The following is a 23234-nucleotide window of genomic DNA, read 5'->3' on the forward strand; positions in this document are numbered from 1 at the left end:
CGTGTGGTGTTCTGCCCCGCAAATCACCTGCGACCGGCGGGCACAAGGGTGGAGAGGCGCTGTAGATGACTGAGCTGATCGATACGCGGCTGGGCCAGTATCAACTTATCGATATTGTGCGCCGCGGCGGGATGTCCACGGTGTATAAAGGGTATCAGGAAGCGCTCGATCGCTTTGTCGCCGTGAAGGTCTTGTCGTCGCACCGCGACCCGCAGTTTGCGGCGCGCTTCAAGCGCGAGGCGCGCGCAATCGCCGCGCTGCAGCACCACAATATCCTGCCGGTGTACGATTTCGGCGAGCAGGGTGATCTGCTTTATATCGTTTTGCAGTATGTCGAAAACGGCACCACGCTGGCCGATATGCTGGGCCGGCCGATGCAGCCCGTCACCGCGCTGCGCCTGACGAGCCATGTGCTCGATGCGCTCGATTACGCGCACAAGCGCGGCGTGATCCACCGCGACATCAAGCCCGCCAATGTGCTTATGCCCTCGCCCAACTGGCCCACCCTGGCCGATTTCGGCATTGCCAAGCTCATGAACGATAACCAGCAGCGCCTGACGCTCGCCAACCAGATCATCGGCACCGCCGCGTATATGGCGCCCGAGCAGGCAACTGGCCGCCCAATCGATGCGCGCACCGATCTGTATGCCGCCGGCGTGGTGCTCTACGAGCTGGTGACCGGGCGCGTGCCCTTCGACGCCGACACGCCCATGGCTGTGCTGACCAAGCATGTCTACGAAGCGCCGCCGCCGGCAGTCTCGCTCAACCCCGACCTGTCGCCGCTGATCGAGCGCGTGCTCGAGCGCGCCCTGGCGAAAGAGCCGGCCGAACGCTTCCAGAACGCCGCCGCCATGTCGGCCGAACTGCTCGATGTAGCCAGCCAGCTTGAGCACCAGCGCCAGTCGCGCGTGCAGATGACGGGACTGTATGAGTTTGGCCTGGAAGCATTTCAGCAGAAACGCTACAACGACGCGGTTGGCCAGCTGCGCAAACTGGTCGAGCTCGACCCTGAAAACGAAGACGCCAACGAGCTGCTGAACGCGGCGCTGTCGGCGCAGGAGCGCGATAAGATCGAGGCGCGCAGGAAATTCGAGCAGCTCAATCAGCAGCAGCTGGGCAGCCAGCCCGCGCCACAGCCAGCCAAGCCGCGCCAGCCTGCTGTCAACATGGCGACGATCCGCCTGCCGCAGATCGACGACGACATGCCGCCGCGACCAAGCGCCGCCGACATGGCGAAGCACGCGCCGACCACACCAATCAACGCGCCGCGCCCGCTCGACACAACGCCCCAGCCTGTGCCAGTTCAAGCTGCGGCGCCGCCCGCAACCGAAACACCCAGCGCCAAAGCTGGCGCGAGTGCTGGCAACCAGAGCGTGATGATCGCCTGGGTGATTGCTGGGGTGGTGGTGCTGGCGCTATTGGGCGCGCTGGTGGTGCTGCTGCGCTAGCTCGGTTCACTGTTGCGTGTGTTGTTCCGCGCCCGCTTTCACACAAAACCTTCGTACATTCGCAGCGTCGAATACCAGCGTCTTTCGGAGCACTGGCGGCCCACATCTCCACCGCCAGTTGCTGGCTTTGCTATGTCTTTCGCCAGATCGACCTCGGGGGCGGCTATGAGCGACTCACGTATCGGCAAGCGTTTAGGGCAATATCTTATCACCGATGTCATCGCGCAGGGCGGGATGGCCACGGTGTATCGCGGCTACCAGGAAAACCTCGACCGTCAGGTGGCGATCAAGGTCATGGGCCAAAGCGCCGACCGCCAGTTCGCCGAGCGCTTCAAGCGCGAAGCACGCGCTATGGCGGCGCTGCAGCACCCGAACATCCTGCCGATCTACGACTACGGCGAAGATGACAACATGCTCTTTCTGGCCTTGCAGTACGTCGACAATGGCCGCTCGCTGCGTGACCTGGTGGGAACGCCCTTGTCGCCTGCCAGCGCGCTCCAGCTCATTCAGCGCGTGTGCGATGGGTTGCAGTATGCCCACCAGCGCGGCATTGTGCACCGCGACATCAAGCCCGGCAACATCCTGCTGCCAACCGACACATGGCCCATGCTGGCCGACTTCGGCATTGCCAAGCTGGTGAATGAAGGCCAGGCGCGACTGACGCTTGCCAACCAGGTGATCGGCACTGCCGCGTATATGGCGCCCGAGCAGGCCACCGGCCGCACAATCGACGCCCGCACCGATTTGTATGCCACTGGCGCGGTGCTCTACGAGCTGGTTACCGGGCAGGTGCCCTACGACGCCGACACGCCCATGGCCATTCTGGCGAAACATATCTACGACGAACTGCCGCCTGCGCGCGCGCTGGTGCCCAACTTGCCCGCCCCAGTCGAGGCGCTGATTCGCCAGTCGCTGGAAAAAGACCCGGCCAAACGCTTCCAGAGCGCCGCCGACATGGCCGCTGCAATTGGCGAGGTGAGCGGCCAGCTCACACTGCACACTCAGCGCGACACGCTCTACGACACCGCCGTGAAGTCGTTTGAGCAGGCGCGCTGGGATGCCGCCATCGCCCAGTTCGACCGGCTGCTGGCGCTCGACCCCGACTACCCCGACGCGCGCGATCTGCGCGAAGCTGCGGTGGAAGCCCAGCAGAAAGCCCGCGCCACCGCCCAGCAGGGTATCGCGCAGATTCGCCAGCGTCAGCAAACCAGTACGTCGCTCGCGGAAGCCAGCGCGCCCAGCAATTCCCCTGTCGCCGCGACCGGCCCGCTTGGCACCGCGCCGCTTGCGACTGAACAAGCCCCAGGCACGCCAGCTGTGTCAAACGGCCAGCCGCTCACCCGCACCGCGCCAATAACACCGCCTGCTCCAAGCACCCAGCCACGCTCGCAGCGCAGCCGCCTTCTGCCGCCGCTGATTGTTGGCCTGGTGGCGCTGGTGGCGCTGGTCGGCGTGGTCTTCTGGCAACTTGGCCGCCTGGGCGGAACCGCTGCCACGCCAACTGCCGCGCCGCAACCTACGGGTGCTGGTGTTGGCATTGCGCAGGCCAGCAATCCCACCCGCGCGCCAAGCGCCGCGCCCGCGCCAACGGCTGGCGCAAGCAAACCCGCACCCATGCCCGAGCCGCTTGGCCAGCAAGTGAACAGCGACGACTTCAACGACCTGAACCGGCTCGACCCGAACGGCCTGGCCGACCTGCGCGGCGCCAAAGACTTCGAGCGCGGCTTTCATGCGCCCGGCGTTTTCCACATGAAGCTGCCAAACACAAACGACACCGAGGCCGTGCTGATGCCGCGCCAGATCTATGCCAACTTCAGCGTCCAGAGCGTGATGTGGGATAACAGCGACACCTCGGTGGGCAGCGTCTCGCAGGGCGTGGCTTTTCGCGCCAGCGATGCAACCCACTACTATGCGCTGATGATCGATCCGCGCAGCGGGCAGTATAGCCTGCGCCGCCAGGACGGCCCGGGCCAGCTGAGCGAACTGATCCCCTGGGCGCCTTCGCCGCTGATCAACCAGGGCAAAGAAAAGAACACCCTGCGCGTCGACGCCAACGGCCACACGCTCACTTTCTACCTGAACGGCGCGCTGCTCGCCACCCACAACGACGACGCCTACGAGCAGGGCATGATTGGCATGATTGTGGCGAATATCGACGCAGAAGCACCACACATGCACTTCGACGACCTGCAGATCTGGAGCATCGATCAGCCGCCCGCCGCGCCCGCCCTGCCCGCCGAGCGCAAAGACCCGAACGGCGATATGGTGCTCATCCCCGGCGGCGCGTTTGTGATCGGCAGCAACTTCAACCCGCACGAGCCGCCGCAAATGCTCAACCTGCCCGATTTCTACCTCGACCGCAATGAAGTGACGAATGCGCAATATCGCGCCTGCGTGACGGCCCAGGGCTGCACACCGCTCAGCACCGCAGCCTCGCCACGCCACCCCGAGTATGGCACCCAGCCCGAGTTCGACAAATTCCCGGTGATCAACGTGACCTGGCAGCAGGCAACGGCCTTCTGCGGCTGGGCCAGGAAGCGCCTGCCCACCGAGGCGGAATGGGAGAAAGCCGCCAGCTGGAAGGGTGCCACGCGCGAAAAAACCGTGTGGCCCTGGGAAGGTGATTTCAGCGCCAAGCTGCTGAACTCCGACGAAAGCGGGCTGGGCGATGCAACGGCCGTGGGCAGCTACCCAGCCGAGCTCAACGGCACCTTCGACATGGCTGGCAATGTTCGCGAGTGGACCAGCACCATCTATAAAGATTACCCCTACAAGGCCAGCGATGGCCGCGAAGATCAGGATGCACCCGGCCAGCGCGTATTTCGCGGCGGCTCGTGGGCACAAACAGCAGGCAAAGCCCGCGCCTTCGCCCGCGACGAGGGCGCGCCCGCCGATGTGCCATTTTACGAAGTTGGTTTTCGCTGTGCCGCGCCGGCACAATAAGCAGCAAGAAGACGTTCAGCAACTCACTGTTATGCAAAGGGGGCTGGTATGAAACACCTGGTGCTCGCTGGTTTGACGATCCTTGCCGCGCTGGCCCTGCTGCCCGCCGCAGCTGGTGCCGCGCCACCCACGCCCAAAGGCAAGCTGATGTTCGACGATGATTTTAGCGACCCAACCAAAAGCAAGCTTGAAAATAACCTGACCGCAACCGACTACTCGCGCGGCTTCCACGCGCCCGGCGTCTACCACCTGAAAGACCTCAAGGCCGGCGAAACGCACTGGTCGCTGCTGCCCGGCCAAAGCTACGGCGATGGCACGATTGAACTGGATGTGTGGGACAACAGCGACAGCTTCACTGGCGATGTGGCAGAAGGCGTGATAGTGCGCGCGCAGGACAGTAGCCACTTCTATGCTGTGATGCTCGACCCGCGCACCGGGCAGTACAGCGTGCGCAAAATGGCTGGCGCGGGTAAATCGAGCGACCTGATCGCCGCAACCGCTTCGCCGCTGATCAAGAAACTTTCGGATGTCAACCACCTGCGTGTGGACATGAGCGGCGACGCCTTCACGATCTACCTGAACGGCGAGTCGCTCAACAGCTTCAGCGACGCCGACTACAAATCGGGCGGGGTGGGCCTGATCGCCAGCAATGTCGACGCAAGCGCGATGCATATGCACTTCGATAATCTGAAGATCTATTCCACCAGCACCGCCGCTGGCGGCAGCTCCAACGTCACAAGCAACACCCCCGGCACGCTGCCGAAAACGGGCGCGCCCGGCACGGATGCCACGCCCGCGCTGATTCTCGCGGCGCTGGCGCTGCTGCTGCTGGGCCTGCGGCTGCGCCGCTCGCGCGCTGCGTAGCACGGGCTTTTCCTCTTCGGGAGTGCGAGGGCGTATCGCTCTCGCACTCTGCTTGTCTGGGCGGACCTGTCTGGGCGGACCTGTCTGGGCGGACCTGTCTGGGCGGACCTGTGTGGGCGGACCTGTCTGGGCGGACCTGTCTGGGCGGACCTGTCTGGGCGCCCTATTCTTTTGCGAGGGCTGCGCGCCCTCGCGCTCCGCGGTCGGGGCCTTGCCCCGAACCCCTTAAAGCACGTGGTACACCGAAGAAATAATTTGCGGTCATGCCTCCGTTGTGGATGGGGGCAAGGCATCGGACGAGATAGTGGCTGCCAGCTTGAATGCTCCCATAAACAACAATACTCTCATCGTCCGCTGCCAGCTTTTGGCACAACGGAGGCATGAGAAGCAATCTTATAATATCCCGACCACCTAAAATTTGGGGTTCGGGGCGATAGCCCCGACGCCGGGTGCCGGGGCGGCGCGAGCCCCGGCGGCCCTGCGGCCTGAGCAAGCTGGTTTGATGCAGGTACTGATTTGGGGTTCGGGGCGATAGCCCCGACCGGGGAGCTGGGGTGGGAACGCAGCGGCCCTGCGGCCCGAGCAAACTGGCTTGAAGCGGGTACTGATTTGGGGTTCGGGGCGCTAGCCCCGACCGGTGAGCTGGGGTGGGAACGCAGCGGCCATGCGGCCCGAGCAAACTGGCTTGATGCTGATACTGCCCGCAGCCAGCGACCCCAACCCTGCCCCTAGCCCTACCATCGCCGCGCCCGATCGTGTACAATGTGCCGCGCAGGCGAAAGGATCGGTCATCGCTATGAAACTCGCCACTACCCAACAGATGCGCGACCTTGAGCACGCCGCAGTCGACGCCGGGGCAACCTGGCCCGGCCTGATGGAGCAGGCTGGCTGGGGCGTGGTGCAGGCCGCCATGCGCCGGCTGGGGCATGTTGCCGGGAAGCGCGTGCTGGTGCTGGTGGGGCCGGGCAACAACGGCGGCGACGGCCTGGTGGTGGCGCGCCACCTGCACGATGCCGGCGCGCATGTCGAGCTGTACACCTGGCGGCGCGAAGCTTCGGCTGCCGACCCGAACTGGCTGCTGTGCCGCCAGCGCGGCGTCCCCGCCCACGCCGCCGCCAACGACCCCAGCACCACGCACCTGCGCGACCAATTGGCGCATGCCGATCTGGTGATCGATGCGCTGCTGGGCATGGGCATCAGCCGGCCGGTGGAAGGCACGCTCGCGGCGATTGTCGCGGCGGTGAACGCCAGCCCTGCGCCGGTGCTCGCAATCGACCTGCCGACCGGCGTGCATTCCGACAGCGGGGCCGTCCTGGGCAGCGCCATCCGCGCCACCGCCACGGTCGCCACCGGGCTGGCCAAGCGCGGCCTGCTGCAGCCGCCCGGGCGCACCTATGCCGGCACAATCGAAACGGCCGATATTGGCCTGGTTGCTCAACAAGTGGAGGCGCTTATGAGTGTTACGATCGATTCTGCGCTGGCGCGCTCGCTGCTGCCCGCGCGCCCTGCCGATGCCCATAAAGGCACCTTTGGCAAAGTCATGGCGATTGCCGGCTCGGCGCTCTACCCCGGCGCGGCCAGCCTTGCCACCACCGCCGCCGCGCGCGTGGGCGCAGGCGTGGTGACGCTGGCGAACAGCCGCAGCGCGCTGCTTGCGCCCGGCCGCGCCCCCGAGATCACCTTGCAGCTTCTGCCCGAAGCTGACTGGAATGCGCTTGGCGAAGCCGCCGCCGACGAGGCGCTTAGTCATCTCGATGAGTACAAGGCGCTGCTGGTCGGGCCGGGGCTGGGCCGCGAAGAAGCCACGCGCCTGTTCCTGGCGCGTTTGCTCGGCATCGACTCGCCGCGCCACCGGGGGCAGATCGGCTTTCGCATCGGCATGAGCCCCGAGAAGCCCGCCGAGCGCCAGCGCCCCGAGCTGCCGCCCACCGTCATCGACGCCGACGGCCTGACGCTGCTCAGCCAGATCGAGCAGTGGTGGGAACACACGCCCCGTGGCACCTGCGTGCTGACGCCACACCCCGGCGAGATGAAGCGCCTGCTCGGCACCGAGGAGCTTGGCGACGACCGCATTCAGGTGGCCGAAGAAGCTGCGCGCGCCTGGGGCCAGATTGTGGTGCTGAAAGGCGCAGCCACTGTGGTGGCGCACCCCGAGGGCCGCACCGCCGTGAACGACGGCGGCAACCCTGCGCTCGCCACCGCCGGCACCGGCGACGTGCTGGCCGGTGCGATTGCGGGCCTGCTGGCACAGGGCCTCGCGCCCTACGACGCAGCGGTGCTGGGCGTGTACCTGCACAGCGCGGCTGGCCGCCTGGTGCGCGACGAGATTGGCGACATGGGCGCGCTCGCGAGCGACCTGCTGCCGCGCCTGCCGCTGGCCATTCGGGCGCTCAAGGGCAAATAGCCCTCTATCGGCGAACATTGGAGGCGTGATGCTCGTGCGCTCGGTTAGGCAGAATGACGTTGAACCCGTAGTAGATGCCATAGTGAGTGCGTTTGCTGGTGATGCGCTGATTGACTTCTTGTTCGGAGATGGCTGGGAGCACGAGTCGCATGCTGGCGAGTTCTTTCGGATATTGCTTGAGGTGCGCGTGGCCCTGGGCATGCCGGCATTGTGCGCCGAGGAAGATGGCGCGATTGTCGGCGCTGCGATGGGCTACGACACCTCCCGCCCCGCGTGGGAACAAGCGCAAAATGAAAAGTGGGCGCGCCTGCTGGCTGCGGTGGATGGGCTGGAGGCGCGCTTGCGCGAGTATGAGATGCTCGCGGCACAATTCGAGCCTACGCAGCCGCACTCCTATCTCGGCGTTATTGGCGTTCGTGCAGGCAGGCAGGGCAGCGGGATTGGGCGCGCGCTGCTGGACACGTTCTGCGATGCTTCGGAGAAGGACGCAAAATCCAGCGGCGTGTACCTAGAAACGGCGAACGAGAGCAGCCTGCGTTTTTACCTGAAGAACGGCTTTGAACTGTGCGGAGAAGGAATCCTTGGCGAAAACACCCGATTGTGGTGCGTATTCCGCGCAGAATGAAACTCACAAATCGACACACCCGATCCTATAGTAAAGTGCAGAAGGATTAGGCCACAGAGAACACGAGGCTTCGTGTGAGCTTAGCCGAACGGACGCCGAGTTTTGCCTATCATCCTCAGTGGCATCTGTGCCCTCGGTGGCTCAACCGTTTTGCTCTCGGCTATAATACTTAAATTCTGACGACTGAGAAAACATTATGCCAATCTACGAATACTTTTGCCCGCAGTGCAACGGCCAGTTCCAGAAGCTGGTGCGCGGCTTCAGCGACCCGGCCGGGCTTGCGTGCCCGCGCTGCGCCAACACCGAAGTGCGCCGCGCCGTTTCGCGCGTTTCTGTCGTGAAATCCGAAGATGCGCGCTTTGAAAATATGGCCGACCCTTCCATGCTGGCCGGGCTGGACGAAAGCGACCCGCGCTCGATTGCGCGCTGGGCGAAAAAGCTCGGCAAGGAGCTGGGCGAAGAAGCTGGCGACGACTGGGACGAAATGGTCGACCAGATGATGGAAGAAGAAATGAGCGGCGACGGCGAGGATGGCGAGTCGGGCACACCCGGCGCGAAGCCCAAAAAGCCCGATAATCTCGGCTGGGCCTAAGCGCGCAACATGTGTCCGTGCGAATCGTATCTTCTTATGCATAGCGCGAGGGGTTCCGGCCATGCATGAGAGGAAGGTATGACCACAAATTTTGCGTTGCCAGTGTTTGTGCTGCTGATCGCGGCGCTTGCGCTGGCATTTCTGCTGTCGCGCCTGCTGCGCCTGCTGGCCCAGTATCGCCGTCTCCAGCGCGTCCCCGTCAGCACGGTTGCGCTTCTGCCCGGCAGTGGGCAGGCGGCAGTTGCGGGGAGCGTCAGCGGCGAGCACCTGAGCAGCCCGTTTGCCGCCATGCCATGCGCGTTCTGGAGCATCGAGGTGCAGGAATACCGCAGCACTGGCCGCAGCGGCAGCTGGCGCACCGTGCTCGCGCACACATCCGAGGCTCCGCTGCTGCTCGACGATGGCACTGGCTGGGTGCAGATCGAACCGGCTGGCGCGGCGCTCTTTCTTCAAGATCGTTTTAGCATGCAGCAAGGCTTGTTTGGCGGGCTGAACCAGAGCACGCTCGACGCGCTTGAGCGCCTGGGCGTCTCAACGCGCACCTGGCTGGGCACCACGCGCCGCCTGCGCATCCGCGAGCGCCAGATCCGCCACGGCGAGCGCGTGTTTGCGCTGGGCGAAGCTGCCTGGCATGGCGCGCAGGCGGCGCTGGTCTCCACACCCGACGCACCCCTGCTGCTGGGCGACCGCGACGCACCCGCGCTGACGCATGTGCTCACCATGCGTATGCTCCGCGTGCTGGCCCTGCCCGTGATTCTGGTGCTGGCGGCGCTGCTGATCGGCCTTCTCGCCTGAGCCAATTTGTACAAATCCGCGCTGAAAGGCTATAATACAGCCGCTTTATCGCGCCACACCGGGCCGGCCCGTGCCGCGCCCGCGTAAAGGATATACCGAATGTTCCGACGACTGTTTGGCCGCGGCCAGGACGCGCCGCGCACCGAAGAAGAAGCCCAGCAGGAAGAAGCGAAAATCGACCAGGCCACCGCCAAAGCGCGCAGCGGCTTGTTCGGCCAGATCTCGGGTCTGTTCGCGGTCGACGACCCGATCACCGAAGAGTTCTGGGACGATCTGGAAGCGCTGCTGATTCAGGCCGATGTGGGCGTGGAAACCACGCAATATCTCGTCAACCGCACCAAGGACCGCTGCAACCGCAACGGCGTGAAGCGCGTGCGCGAGGCCAAGGGCATGCTCAAGGCCGAAATGGTGCGCGTGTTTCAGGATCAGGTGCGCGCCCCGGCGCAGGCCAAACCCTATGTGCTGCTGGTGGTGGGCGTGAACGGCGCGGGCAAAACCACGCTGATCGCCAAGCTGGCGCACCGCCTGACGGTTCAGTACGGGAAAAGTGTGCTGCTGGCCGCCGCCGACACCTTTCGCGCCGCCGCCACCGAGCAGCTCGAAACCTGGGCCTCGCGCGCGGGTGTGCCGGTGATTACACGCGGCCAGGGCGCCGACCCGGGCGCAGTGGTCTACGACGGCGTCGAGGCTGCGCTGGCGCAAAACGCCGACGTGCTGATTATCGACACGGCTGGCCGCCTGCATGCCAAGGCCAACCTGATGCGCGAGCTGGAAAAACTGCGCAATATCATCCGCCGCCGCATTCCCGACGCCCCGCACGAGGTGCTGCTGGTGATCGACGCGACCACCGGGCAGAATGGCGTGCTCCAGGCGAAGTCGTTTATGCAGGCGGTGGAAGTGACCGACGTGGCCGTCACCAAGCTCGATGGCACCGCCAAGGGCGGGATCGCCTTTGCGATTGCGCAGGACATTGAGCGGCCAATTCGCTACATCGGCACTGGCGAGAAAATGACCGACCTTGCGATGTTCGACTCGCAGGCGTTTGTCGACTCGCTGCTGTCGTAACAAGAGTAACCTTAATCGGTGGGGTTTGGGGAGGCTTTGCCTCCCCAGGAAAATCTCTTCTGGCGCTGCCGGCCACAGCTGTGGCCGGCAGCGCCAGAAGAACGAACCGCCGAAGTGCCGGCTGCACAAGCCAAAGAACGCGTCCCTATTCAAACTCTGCAACTATACAGGAGGCCCCTTTGGGTATTGAATTCGCGACTTGCCCGGTGTGCAAGCAAAAGCTGGCGCTGCAAGGCTACGTTCTGGAAGGCAATGAGGTTGTGTGCGCCAACTGCGAAACCAACCTGCGTGTCGTCAAGCGCAGCCCGCTGCGCCTGGAGCAAATCCCGATCGAAGAAACCTATAACACCGACAGCCGGCCCGAATCGTATGGGTAGGCCAGCAGCGGGTTGGCCGGGCTGGCGCGCCGCTGCGCTGCTGGCGTGCTGCGCGCTGCTGCTCAGCGGGTGCATGCTCATGTCGGGCGCGCGCACCTCGTCGGATGTGCTGCCCGACGGCGGCAACATTAACGCGACGTTTGTTGGAGCCGATGGCCGCACCGAGCAAACGCTCGACACGGGCGCGCCGCGCGTCAGCATGAACGCGATTGCCATCGTGCAGGCCGAGCGCGGCGAGCTTCAGCTTGAGCTGCTGAACGCCGACGGCAGCGTGGCGCTGGCCGTGAAGGGCCGGCCCGACGAAGCTGTTTCGCGCTCGGGCACGGTGACGACCGACGCGCAGGGGCGGCTGCGCTACCGCGTTTCGGCCACGGGCGCGCGCAACGGCAGCTACCAGGTATTCTTCCAGCGCACCGCACCCTGACGCCAAAAATATCCTCGCGCCAGCATGCAAGAACTAGGATAGCGACATGCCCCGGACAAGCAACGACATTCGCGCCCTCGTTGGCGAGCAAAAGATCGAATTCATCAACCTTCAGTTCACCGACATTGTGGGCATGGTCAAAAACGTGACCATCCCGGTCGAGCAGCTCGACGACTGCCTCGACCACGGGGTCTGGTTCGATGGCTCGGCAATCGAGGGCTTTGCGCGCATTGCCGAAAGCGATATGTTCCTCGTGCCCGATATTGCTACCTACGCGCAGATTCCGTGGGACAGCAGCTCGGGCTACCCAACCGCGCGCCTGATCTGCGATGTGTTTACGCCCGATGGCAAGCCCTTTGCCGGCGACCCGCGCCACATCCTCAAGCTGGCGCTGGCCGAGGCCGAAAAGCTGGGCATGGGCTACAACGTTGGCCCCGAGCTGGAGTTCTTTCTGTTCAAAACCGACGCCAGCGGCCAGCCAATTGCCGACCCACACGATGTCGCCAGCTACTTCGACGTGTCGACCGACCTGGCCTCGCACATTCGCCGCCAGATGGTGCGCGCGCTTTCGGCCTTTGGCATCGAGGTCGAAGCCGCCCACCACGAGGTCGCCGGCGGCCAGCACGAGATCGACTTCAAGTACGGGCCGGCGCTGCGCACCGCCGACCATGCCGTCACCTTCCGCACCACGCTCAAGGCAATCGCCCAGCAGCAAGGCTTACACGCTACGTTTATGCCCAAGCCAATCGCGGGCATCAACGGCAGCGGCATGCACGTGCACCAAAGCCTGGCCGACCTGAAGACCGGGCAGAACCTGTTCTACGACGCGAACGAGCCCTATGGCCTTTCGGCAACCGCGCGCCATTTCATTGCCGGGCTGCTGGCGCACGCCAAAGGCATGATCGCCATTCTCGCGCCGCTGGTGAACTCGTACAAGCGGCTGGTTCCGGGCTACGAAGCGCCAGTCTACCTGAGCTGGGGCCGCACCAACCGCTCGGCGCTGGTGCGCGTGCCCCGCATCAGCCCGCAGCGCCCGCAGGCCACGCGCGCCGAGCTGCGCTGCCCCGACCCGGCCTGCAACCCTTACCTGGCCTTCGCCGTGATGCTCATGGCCGGGCTGGATGGTGTCAGGCGCAAGCTGCCGCTGGCCGAAGCCGCCGAAGAGGATTTGTACCATGTCGACCCGCGCGCGCGCAACCTCGAAACACTGCCGCGCTCGCTCGGCGACGCCCTGATCGAACTGCAGCGCGACGATGTGATTGCCGATGCGCTGGGCGCGCACGTGCTGGAGCGCTTCCTGGAGGCGAAAACCCAGGAGTGGGAGTCGTATCGCACCACCGTAAGCCAGTGGGAGATCGAGCGCTACCTGTCACTCTATTAAGTTTTGAGTTGCCGCAGCCCCACACTCAGAACTTAGGAAACTATGGCCGAAACCGCACCAACAATTAATTCGCCGCGCCGCCGTACCGACCCCGCCACAAGCGCGTGGATCGTGCTGCTGACTTTTTTCTTTGTGTTCTGCGTGGTGATCGGCAGCGCATGCTTCGCCGGCTGGTGGTACTACGCCAATGCCATGGTGAAGGGCACCGGCACGATCGTGCGCGTGCACGCGCCCACCGGCGTCAACTACCAGGCGCGCGACAGCACCAACCGCACCACGCCAACCAAGCCCTGCGCCACCGCGCCAAGCACGGAAAAATGCCAGGAACTGGCCGAAAACGACCGCGTACTGGCGGTGCCACAGGCCGGCTATGGCCCGGTCGCGTCGGTGCTGCTGCCCGACCGCACCCATATTCAGCTGTGGGCCTTCCCCACTGGCGCTGACCTCACACTCGCGCACTTCAAAGTCTCGCGCTGGTCGCACCGCCGCCAGGAAGTTACATTTGCGCAGCGGGCCGGCTACGCCCGTTACGACATCCCGCCCAGCGACGGCCAGACCTACGGCGAGATGAGCTACACCGTCACGATCTCAAACAACATCAACATCGATATGGCCGCAGGTGGCAGCTACAGCGTCGAAATCGCGCAAAAACACCTGGTGCAACCCACCACCGATCTGGGCACGCCGCTGATGGCCGAAATTGCGGTGCGCAGCGGCAGCCTTGTGGTGCATAACAGCGCGGGCGAGGTCGCGGTTCAGGCGGGGCAGAAGGTGCAAATAGATGCCGGCGGCATGCTGGGCGGCATTCAGCTGGCGCAGTGGAACCTGATTCGCGATGGCGATTTCGAGCAATACATGGCTGGCAAGCCCGCCGATGGCATTCAAACCTGGGCCGTCCACGGTTTCGATTTCGACAAAACCGTCAGCGACAGTGAAATGCAGGCTGCCAGCATGACGATGTACCGCTCGTGCCACCCAACCACGCCCTCGGCGTTTCTGTGCCCGAAAGAGCAAACGGTGCTGCTGGCACAGTTCGACCGGCAAGGCAACCAGAGCAAATCCTACGGCTATGGTATCGAGCAGGTGCTCGATATCGATGTTTCGGAATATCGTTCACTGCACTTCGTGATGTGGGCGCGCGTGATCAGCCAGAGCGTGCCAAACGCGGGCGTGACCAATAACGAATGCCCGATCACTGTGCGTTTCCAGTTCAAACGCGATAGCCCGGCCGACCCGCTGGAAGAACGCTACCTGTGCCTGTATCGCACCAGCGACCGCAAGCCCATTCCAGCTGGCGGCCAGTATGTGTACCAGGCGGTCAGCAACCAGGCGCTGTGGTATCGCATGGAATTCGACCTGCGCGACCCGCAGTACGACTTGCTTCAGTCGGCGCGCTATATCGAAAACGTGGCAATCTACGGCAACGGGCACGATTATATCTCGCAGGTGACCGATATTTCGCTGACTGCAAGCCAGCAAGCCCGGCGACCATAATAGGCATGGCAATGCTTTACACCGGCATCGACCTGATTGAAATTGCGCGGATCGAGCGGGCGGTGGCGCGCTGGGGTTCGCGCTTTTTGCAGCGCGTCTATACCGCCGCCGAGCTGCGTGTCTACGGCGAGCGAATGCCTTCGCTGGCGGCGCGCTGGGCCGCGAAAGAAGCGACCGCCAAGCTGCTGGGCGTGGGGCTGCGCGGGCTGGGTGGCGCAGAAAACAAGCCCGGCGAGTCGGTCGGCTGGACCGAGATTGAAATTCTGAGTGATGCACACGGCCGGCCCGTGCTGCACCTCCATGGCCGTGCTGCCACACGGGCGCAGGCGCTCGGCCTCGGGCCTATTGCAATCAGCCTTTCGCACACGCGCGAGCACGCCATTGCCAGCGCCGTCGCGCTGGTGGAACGCTAAACCCTCGCTTTTAGAAACCACGAAGGCACGAAGTACTCTGGAAAGAAAGTTCTTTCATACAACGGGCAAGCTTCCAGGAAGCTCATCTGGTTATCAGATTGAAGCAAAACTGGCTTGAGCTTCCTGGAATCTGAGTACAGGGAAATTTATTTTCCAGAGTACGAAAGCACGAAGAAATATTTAGATCTTCGTGCCTTCGTGTCTTCGTGGTTTGGTTCTCTCAAGCCCTCCCAAGGAAATCCAGCAGCAGCGTGTTTACCGCGTCGGGCTGCTCCTCGTGCGGCAGGTGCCCCGCGCCAGGCAGGATGTGCAAGCGCGCATTCGGCAGTGTTGCGGCAAGGCGCTGGCCGTCGGCGGCAGGAAACACCGGGTCGCGCTCGCCCCAGAGAATGAGCGTGCGCTGCGTGATGCCAGAGAGGCGCGCAGGCACGGGCGGCTCGCCGGGGCGATCTTTGGGCGAGCGTGCATGCCAGATCTGCGCCTGCGTCGAGCCGCGCACTGCTGCTGGCGCGGCATAGCCCTGCACCGCCGCATCCGTCAGCCATGCGCGCGAGCGCGAAACCATTTGCAGGCCGGGCCGCACCAGGCGCGGCGCTGTGGCGTAGAAGGCCAGCGCATAGCCTAAAATTGGCCACTCCACTACGCGGGCAACTGGCGGGCGGGCCGTTGCGTAGGCCTCGGGCGCGATCAGCGCCAGCGCCCGCACCCGCGCCGGCGCGTCGAGCGCAAGCTGCATTGCCACGCGCCCGCCATACGAGTGGCCAACGACCGTGGCGGCTTCGACTCCCAGCGCATCGAGCACGCCAAGCAGCAAGGCCGCCTGCTGCTGGGTGGTATACACCGGCCCAATCGCCCGCTCCGACGCGCCCGCGCCAAGCTGGTCGGTTGCAATCACGCGAAAGCCCGCTTCGAGCAAGGCGCGGCGCTGTGCCCGCCAGGTGAACAAACTCGCGCCAAAGCCGTGCGCCAGCAGCACCGGCGGCGCGTCGGCTGGCCCGTCGTCCTGGTAGTGAATGGCGTAGCCGCCGACCTGGACGAAATGCCCATCGCCGACAAACTCACGCGGGCTCAGCCGCTCGCGCAGTGGCGTGAGCAGATACGCGCCCAGCAGGGCAGCGCCCAGCAGCAGCGGCACAATCAGGCACATTGGTTCCTCCTTCTCTTCGTTGGGCGAACTCTACCCGCATGCGCGCTGCGCGTCAAATCCGTAACGTTTGGTCGGCTGCCGAGACTAAACCAGTGGCAAAGGTTCTGGAAGTGTATGCTTGATACGGTCGTTGGCCCAGCCGAGATGCGCCAGAGCTATAGCAGTTTGCAGTCGGCAGGATGCGGAAGGCAGCTATATTTTCCGCACTCTAACACGCTTCTTGCCAGTGCCTGAGTGCTCTATTGTTCTGCAAACGCCTAGAATATCATTGAAACGCAGAGTGAAATCATATCAAACCCGATCTTCGTGCCTTCGTGCCTTCGTGGTGTCGTTCCAAACGCACATCGATGCGAGCGCCCCGACGCGATGTGGTACAATAGGGCGGGTTTTTCCGCAGAAAGAAAGGCAACATCCGTGAGCGACACGCAGTATGATGTTGTAGTCATTGGTGCCGGGCCAGGCGGCTATGTCGCCGCCATTCGCAGCGCCCAGCTTGGGTTGAAAACCGCCGTTGTCGAGCGTGAGTACTGGGGCGGCGTCTGCTTAAATATTGGCTGCATTCCCACCAAAGCCCTGCTGCACAGCGCCGATCTCCTCGAAGAAGCGCGCGAAAGCAAGCAGTTTGGCATCGTCATCCCGCAGGCCGATGTCGATTGGGGCGGGCTGATGCAATACAAGGACAAGGTCGTCAAGCAGATGACCGGCGGCGTGAACTTCCTGATGAAGAAAAACAAGATCGACACGCACAACGGCACTGCCAGGCTGGCCGACCCCAACACGGTTGTGGTGGCTGGCCCCGACGGCAAGGAAAGCCGCATCACCGCCAAGAATATCATCATCGCCACTGGCTCGCAGCCGCGCGCGCTGCCACCAATCGGCGGGGTGTTCGATGAAGACCGCATCATTTCGTCCACTGGCGCGCTGGCCCTGCCCGCCCTGCCCAAGTCGATCATCATCGTTGGCGCGGGCGCGATTGGCGTGGAGTTTGCGTCGGCGTTTCGCGCATTTGGTGCCGAGGTAACGATCATCGAGGCGCTGCCGCGGCTGGTGCCGGTGGAAGATGAAGAGATCAGCGCCGAGCTGGCGCGCGCCTTCAACAAGCGCAAAATCAAAGTCTACACCGGCGCAAAGCTGACGCAAATCGACAAGGCCAGCGACAGCGTGACGGCGACCTTCACCGACGCCGACGGCAAGGAGCAGAAGCTGACTGCCGAGCGCCTGCTGCTGGGCATTGGCCGCGCGCCCAACACCAAGAACCTGGGCCTGGAAGATGTTGGCGTCGAGCTCGACCAGCGCGGCTTCGTCAAGGTCGATGCGAGTATGAAAACCAATGTGTCGGGCGTGTATGCGATTGGCGACGTGGCGATCACCACGCCCTGGCTGGCGCACAAAGCTTCGGCCGAGGGCATCATGGTCGCCGAGCTGATCGCTGGCCATCACGCGCCGCCGATCGACTACCGCAAAGTGCCGGGCTGCACCTACAGCAACCCCGAGATCGCCAGCGTCGGCCTGACCGAGGCGCAGGCGCGCGAGCAGGGCTACGATGTGAAAATCGGCAAGTTCCCGTTCTCGGCCAACGGCAAGGCCACAATCCTGGGCCAGCGCAACGGCTTCATCAAGGTCGTGTCGGAAAAGAAGTACGACGAGGTGCTGGGCATCCATATCATCGGCCCGCACGCCACCGAGCTGATTGCCGAGGGCGGTGTGGCGCTTTCGCACGAGGCTACCGCCGAGTCGCTGATGCGCACCATCCACGCCCACCCAACGCTCTACGAGGCGCTGGGCGAGGCCGAGCACGCAGCTGCCGAAGGCGCGGCGATCCATATATAGGCAGGAGGCTGTGGCACAGGCTACATGCCTACCAGAGCAAGGGCGAAGCATCTGCCATAACGAGCGCCGCGCTGTATTTGAGCGCGATGACATCACAGATGGCAAACCGCTGCCGAAAGCAGATGCTTCGCCCTTCACCCGCGCCATCGGAGATACCTGGAGCGACTTATGCCAGTAATGATCAATCTGACGACTGCCGAGCATGGCGGCACCAGCATGCAGTGCGGCGCCCACGAGGGCTGCGGCGTCAATTGCACATGCGGCTGCCCCTACACCGGCATGGTCGAAAAGGGGCGCGTCGAGCTGATTGCCACCATCGAGCAGCGCTACCCCGAGGAGTGGCTGGGCTTTGTCATCCCGCCCGGCGAAGACGAGTTCGCGCCCGAGCAGGGTATGCTGGTGGTACACAGCACCGACGACAACGAGGTGTGGGACGCGATCAGCCGCGTGACGCAGAATCAGGTCGTGCATGTGTATTACAACGGCTCGCTCGATCGCTACCTCGACTGGGCCGATCAGGCCGCGTAAAGCCGCTACGTGGGGAATTGAGTCACAGAGCACACAGAGATCAGGGAGCGTATAACAAAACTCAGTGTTCTCGGTAATCTAATACTTCTGCTCTAGAAAAACGAAACGGCGCAGGGCAAACGCCCTGCGCCGTTTTGCATTCCCGCTTACAATTCATGGTTCTCGGTCCTGATCTTGGTTCTGTGGTTCTGGTTGTTTCCTGCCTCACCCATATGGACAGGCCGCCTCGGTCGCAAGGCGGATTGTTGAAACACCCGTGCTGTGCTACGATAGCAATCGTTAGTTTCCCTAACTAATTTGAAGCCATGACGCAAACAACTGCTAATGCGCGCCGCCTGCTGAGCTTGTTTGAACGAATGCGTTCGAACAAAATGGATGGCGCAATCTCGCATCTGCATGCGCTGAACCTTTCGTTTTCGCACGTGCGCGCGATGCATATGCTGGCGGCCGCGCCGCACCTGCAAATGAAGGATCTGGCCGAGAAGCTGGGCTTCACGCCGCCTTCCGTCACTGCGCTGACGCGCCGGCTGGTTGCGACGGGTATGGTGCAGCGCCAGCCGCACGCCGACGATAGCCGCGTGGCGCTGCTTTCGCTCACCGACGACGGGCGCGCGCTGCTGAATGAGCTGTACGAAGAGCAGCTGCGCGGCATGGAACGCCTGCTCGAAGGCCTTGCGCCCGAAGAACAGACGCAGTTTCTCGACCTGATGGAGCGCGCCGTTTCAACGCTGGTGGAAGGTCGAGCATCGGGCAAGCACTAGCATTTTTGAGACGGAACCACCAGAGCACCAAGACACAGACGAACGATATTGGAGCGAGCGTTCCATCAGCCATCTTCAGTATCTTGGTGCCTTCGTGTCTTGGTGGTTAAAACGATCTTTCTGCCTTCGCGCCCGCCACGCCGATGTGCGCAGGTGCCAGCCCAAGCAAACAGGAGAATCAATTCGTGCAAGCATCCTCCGCACGCCCTTCCTGGGGCAGTCGCCGCGCCGCCGGCCCGCGCAATGGCGGTTTGGGCCGCGCAATGCGCTACCTGAGCAACCAGAAGCGCGCTGCCACATTCGCCTACGGCGCGCTGGTGGTCGCAACCATTGCGCAGCTGGCGGTGCCGCAGCTCGTGCAGAACATGATCGACGCCGTGACGCGCGGCGCGACCGCTAACGCCATTCTGACAAACGTGCCAGCGGCGCAGCAGGAAGCCGCCGCCCAGCGCGCCGGCAGCACGCTTGCCCAGCTGCGGCTCGACCAGACCAGCGCCGAGTCGCTGCTGATCAATGCGGCGCTGATTATCGTCGCCTTTGCCGTGCTGCGCGGCGTGTTCTCGTTTGTGCAGGCCTTCATGGCCGAAAAAACATCGCAGGGTCTGGCCTTCGACCTGCGCAACGAGATTTTTGCCAAGGTCCAGCGCCTTTCGTTCAGCTACTACGACCGCAACCAGACCGGGCAGCTCATGATTCGCGCCACCGACGATGTCGAGAAGGTGCGTATGTTCATTGCGCAGGGCTTGGTGCTGGCCGCGCAGGCCTTTCTGCTGCTCACGGTCGCGCTCGCCATCCTGTTCTGGACGAACTGGAGCCTGACGCTGTGGATTTTGCCGACGCTGCCGCTCGCGCTGATCCTGTTTATGATCTTTGGCGCGGTCAGCCAGCCACTGTTTGGCGAAGTGCAGCGCCGCCTTTCGGCACTCAACACGATTTTGCAGGAAAATCTGGCCGGCATCAAGGTGGTAAAAGCCTTCACGCGCGAACCCTACGAGTCGCAGCGTTTCGACCGCTCGGCGACCGACCTGATGGCACAGCAGCTGCGCGTCAGCCGCACCTTTGCCTTTCTGTTCCCGGTGGTCTTTCTGATTGCGCAGCTTGGGCAGGCGGTGATCCTGTACTTCGGTGGCCGGCAGATCATTGGCGGCACGCTCGACCTGGGCGAATACCAGAAGTTCAGCCTGTATCTGCTGTATGTGTTCTTCCCGCTCGGCCAGCTTGGCTTTATCATCTCGCTGATGGCGCAGGCTGGCGCGTCGGCCGGGCGCATTTTCGAAATCCTCGACTCAAAGAGCGATATCGTCGATAAGCCCGGCGCAACGGCGCTGCCGCCAATCGCTGGCAAGGTCGAGTTCAAAAACGTCACGTTTCGCTACTTCAACAGTGGCGAGGCGGTGCTGAAGAACGTGAGCTTTGTGGCCGAGCCGGGGCAGACGATTGCGCTGCTTGGCGCGACCGGCAGCGGCAAAACCACGATCATCAACCTCATCCCGCGCTTCTACGACGCCAGCGACGGCGCGATCACCATCGACGGGCACGACCTGCGCGACGTGACGATCGACAGTTTGCGCTCGCAGATTGGCATTGTGCTGCAGGAAACCAACCTGTTCAGCGGCACAATCCGCGACAACATTGCGTTTGGCCGCCCCGACGCGACAATCGAGCAGGTGCAGGCTACCGCACAGGCCGCCGCCGCGCACGATTTCATTATGTCCTTCCCGCAGGGCTACGACACGCCCGTCGGCGAGCGCGGCACGACGCTTTCGGGCGGCCAGCGCCAGCGTGTGGCGATTGCGCGCGCGCTCCTGCTCGACCCGCACATCCTGATCCTGGACGACTCAACCAGCAGCGTGGATTTGCAGACTGAACTGCGCATCCAGCAGGCGCTCGACAACCTGATGCACGGGCGCACCAGCTTTGTGATCGCCCAGCGCATCAGCACGGTGGTGAATGCCGACCTGATCCTGGTGCTCGACAAGGGCGAGGTAGTGGCACGCGGCACGCACGATGTCCTGATGGAGAACAGCCCAATCTACGCCGAGATCTACCACTCGCAATTGGTTGGCGACGCTGCCGTCGGTGTCTAATCGCTGTCAGCCCCCGCACAGTCAGGGCTGACCTGCGTGTCAGCCCCTAAAATCCCGGAGCAACGCATATGATGGGTGGACCCGGCGGGCCAGCCCGCCTGCTCAATACCGAAACCTCCAAGCCCCAGAATCTTGGCGCGACGATGGCGCGCTTTGGGCAGTATTTCCGCCCCTACTGGCTCGGCGTGCTGATCTCGTTCAGCATGGTTGTCGCCTCGGTGTGGACACAAGTGACCGCGCCGGATCTGATCGGCCAGGCGGTCGACTGCTACCTGTACCCGAACCCGGCCAACTGCTGGTACACCACCGCCAGCCTGACTGCCAGCGCCAGCGAGCGCATCGCTGGCATGGCCGGGCTGGTGGGCCTGCTCGTCGCGCTGTTCATTGCTGGCGCGCTGTTCGGCGGCGCGTCGTTCTACTCGATGAACTGGGCCGGCCAGCACGCGCTGCGCAAGATCCGCGAAGACCTGTTCGACCAGATTCATCGCCTGTCGCTTGGCTACTATGCGGAAAACGAAGCCGGCAACATCATGAGCCGCATCACCAGCGACACCGACACCATCCAGCAGGCGCTCGGTTTTGCGCTGATCAATGTGCTCAGCGGCGCGCTCCTGATCGTGTGGATTGTGATCAAGATGCTGCAGGCCAATGTCGTCTATGCGCTGCTGAGCCTGAGCGTGGTGCCGGTGATGGCGCTGGCGACGGTGTACTTCTCGGGGCAGGCGCGCAAAGCCTTTCGGCAAAGCCGCCGCGAGATGGGCAATGTCAACGCGGGCTTGCAGGAAAGCATTGCCGGCGTGCGCGAGGTGCAGGCCTTCAACCGCGAAGACGAGAGCATCGAGCAGTTCCGGCGCGCAAATGCCGCCAACCGCGACGCAAACGTGCGCGCTGCCAGCTTCACCACCGCGCTGAACCCGGTGCTCGAGGCACTTGGTTATGTCGCGCTGGCGATTGTGGTGGTGGTGGGCGGGCTTTCACTGCTGCGCGGCCAGCCGCTGTTTGGTGGCGCTGCGATTTCACTCGGCGTGGTGTTCGCCTTTTTGCAGTACGTGCAGCGTTTCAATCAGCCCATCCAGCAGCTTGCGGTGATGTGGACGAACGTGCAAAGCGCGATTGCTGGCGGCGAGCGTATTTTTGGTCTGCTTGAAATCGAGCCCGACGTGACCGACAAGCCGGGCGCGCAGACGATGCCGCCGATCAAGGGGCGCGTGGTGTTCGACAATGTGGCGTTTAGCTATGGGCAGGGCGCGGGAACAGCCACACAAGCCGCTCCAGACAGCAAAACCAACGCCAAGCCGCAGGTGCTGAAAGGCGTGTCGTTCACCGCCGAGCCGGGCCAGATGATCGCCATTGTCGGGCCGACTGGCGCGGGCAAAACGACGATCATCAACCTCATCCCGCGCTTCTACGACGTCTCGGGCGGCGCGGTGACGATTGACGGCCTGGATGTGCGCGATGTGAGGCGCGACAGCCTGCGCTCGCAGATCGGCATTGTGCTGCAAGATTCGTTCTTGTTCTCCGACACGGTGATGAACAACATTCGCTATGGCCGGCTCGACGCGACCGACGAGGATGTGATCGCGGCTGCGAAGCTCGCCTCAGCCGATGCGTTTATTGAACGCTTGCCCAATGGCTACCAAACCGTGCTGGGCGAGCGCGGCGGCGGCCTCAGCCAGGGCCAGCGCCAGCTGATCGCGATCGCACGCGCGGCACTGGCGAACCCGCACATCCTCATCCTCGACGAAGCGACATCCAGCGTCGATACGCGCACCGAGCGCCTGATCCAGCAAGCCTTCGATCAGCTGATGGAAGGGCGCACCAGCTTTGTGATCGCGCACCGCCTGAGCACCATCCGCAACGCCGACCAGGTGATGATGCTGAAGGACGGGCAGATCATCGAGCGCGGCACCCACAACGAGCTGCTGGCGCATCGCGGCGCATACTACGACCTGTACATGAGCCAGTTCCGCCGCGAAGAAGAGCCTGCGGCTGTTTGAGAAATCGAATTAACCACCAAGACACCAAGACACCAAGATAAGAAACCTTGGTGCCTTGG

General features: G+C 63.5%; 19 protein-coding genes. 18 read left to right on the top strand and 1 reads right to left on the bottom strand.

Annotated elements, in window-relative coordinates:
- Positions 1-65 precede the first annotated feature (65 nt).
- From M1P90_RS09835 to acpS, 13 genes are all read left to right on the top strand, one after another.
- On the top strand, positions 66-1448 hold the full coding sequence (locus M1P90_RS09835) for a protein kinase domain-containing protein (RefSeq protein WP_483702440.1): 1383 nt from the start codon (positions 66-68) through the stop codon (positions 1446-1448).
- A 165-nt stretch (positions 1449-1613) separates the two neighbouring features.
- Entirely contained in the window at positions 1614-4391 is a 2778-nt protein-coding gene (locus M1P90_RS09840; RefSeq protein ID WP_483702441.1) for a bifunctional serine/threonine-protein kinase/formylglycine-generating enzyme family protein, read from the top strand.
- Between the two features lie 48 nt (positions 4392-4439).
- Complete coding sequence (locus M1P90_RS09845) at positions 4440-5255, top strand: hypothetical protein (protein ID WP_483702442.1); 816 nt, start codon at positions 4440-4442, stop codon at positions 5253-5255.
- Between the two features lie 796 nt (positions 5256-6051).
- Positions 6052-7659 carry an NAD(P)H-hydrate dehydratase gene (locus M1P90_RS09850; RefSeq protein ID WP_483702443.1) on the top strand — a complete coding sequence of 536 codons (1608 nt, stop codon included), beginning with the start codon at positions 6052-6054 and terminating at the stop codon, positions 7657-7659.
- Between the two features lie 28 nt (positions 7660-7687).
- Complete coding sequence (locus M1P90_RS09855) at positions 7688-8284, top strand: GNAT family N-acetyltransferase (protein WP_483702444.1); 597 nt, start codon at positions 7688-7690, stop codon at positions 8282-8284.
- A gap of 196 nt (positions 8285-8480) precedes the next feature.
- The gene (locus M1P90_RS09860; protein WP_483702445.1) at positions 8481-8876 is read left to right on the top strand and encodes an FmdB family zinc ribbon protein; all 396 of its coding nucleotides are present in this window, start codon (positions 8481-8483) and stop codon (positions 8874-8876) included.
- Positions 8877-8954: 78 nt separating this feature from the next.
- Positions 8955-9671 (top strand): GIDE domain-containing protein, encoded by a 717-nt coding sequence (locus M1P90_RS09865; RefSeq protein WP_483702446.1) that lies wholly within the window; start codon positions 8955-8957, stop codon positions 9669-9671.
- 99 nt (positions 9672-9770) lie between these two features.
- On the top strand, positions 9771-10736 hold the full coding sequence (gene ftsY / locus M1P90_RS09870) for a signal recognition particle-docking protein FtsY (RefSeq protein WP_483702447.1): 966 nt from the start codon (positions 9771-9773) through the stop codon (positions 10734-10736).
- 179 nt (positions 10737-10915) lie between these two features.
- Complete coding sequence (locus tag M1P90_RS09875; protein ID WP_483702448.1) at positions 10916-11113, top strand: hypothetical protein; 198 nt, start codon at positions 10916-10918, stop codon at positions 11111-11113.
- Entirely contained in the window at positions 11106-11537 is a 432-nt protein-coding gene (locus M1P90_RS09880; protein WP_483702449.1) for a hypothetical protein, read from the top strand. The genes M1P90_RS09875 and M1P90_RS09880 overlap by 8 nt, the downstream gene beginning before the upstream one ends.
- Positions 11538-11583: 46 nt before the next feature.
- Positions 11584-12918, top strand: a complete 1335-nt coding sequence (locus M1P90_RS09885; RefSeq protein ID WP_483702450.1) for a glutamine synthetase family protein — start codon at positions 11584-11586, stop codon at positions 12916-12918.
- 42 nt (positions 12919-12960) lie between these two features.
- Positions 12961-14412 (top strand): hypothetical protein, encoded by a 1452-nt coding sequence (locus M1P90_RS09890; RefSeq protein WP_483702451.1) that lies wholly within the window; start codon positions 12961-12963, stop codon positions 14410-14412.
- Between the two features lie 11 nt (positions 14413-14423).
- Positions 14424-14825 (top strand): holo-ACP synthase, encoded by a 402-nt coding sequence (gene acpS / locus M1P90_RS09895; protein ID WP_483702452.1) that lies wholly within the window; start codon positions 14424-14426, stop codon positions 14823-14825.
- A 220-nt stretch (positions 14826-15045) separates the two neighbouring features.
- Here acpS and M1P90_RS09900 read toward each other — a convergent pair whose 3' ends face one another.
- Positions 15046-15972: an alpha/beta fold hydrolase gene (locus M1P90_RS09900; protein WP_483702453.1), complete on the bottom strand. Its 927-nt coding sequence runs from the start codon at positions 15970-15972 to the stop codon at positions 15046-15048.
- A 414-nt stretch (positions 15973-16386) separates the two neighbouring features.
- Here M1P90_RS09900 and lpdA point away from each other — a divergent pair, with 414 nt between their 5' ends.
- The 5 genes from lpdA (at position 16387) to M1P90_RS09925 (ending at position 23175) form a co-directional block, all read left to right on the top strand.
- A complete protein-coding gene (gene lpdA / locus M1P90_RS09905) occupies positions 16387-17802 on the top strand; it encodes a dihydrolipoyl dehydrogenase (protein WP_483702454.1) in 1416 nt (471 codons plus the stop codon).
- 168 nt (positions 17803-17970) lie between these two features.
- Positions 17971-18330 carry a hypothetical protein gene (locus tag M1P90_RS09910; protein WP_483702455.1) on the top strand — a complete coding sequence of 120 codons (360 nt, stop codon included), beginning with the start codon at positions 17971-17973 and terminating at the stop codon, positions 18328-18330.
- Between the two features lie 305 nt (positions 18331-18635).
- Positions 18636-19091 carry a MarR family winged helix-turn-helix transcriptional regulator gene (locus M1P90_RS09915; protein WP_483702456.1) on the top strand — a complete coding sequence of 152 codons (456 nt, stop codon included), beginning with the start codon at positions 18636-18638 and terminating at the stop codon, positions 19089-19091.
- 185 nt (positions 19092-19276) lie between these two features.
- The gene (locus tag M1P90_RS09920; RefSeq protein WP_483702457.1) at positions 19277-21178 is read left to right on the top strand and encodes an ABC transporter ATP-binding protein; all 1902 of its coding nucleotides are present in this window, start codon (positions 19277-19279) and stop codon (positions 21176-21178) included.
- A 68-nt stretch (positions 21179-21246) separates the two neighbouring features.
- Positions 21247-23175, top strand: coding sequence for an ABC transporter ATP-binding protein (locus M1P90_RS09925; RefSeq protein ID WP_483702458.1), 1929 nt, complete (start codon positions 21247-21249; stop codon positions 23173-23175).
- Positions 23176-23234 lie beyond the last annotated feature (59 nt).

The organism is Kouleothrix sp. 19917 (genome assembly GCF_057073505.1).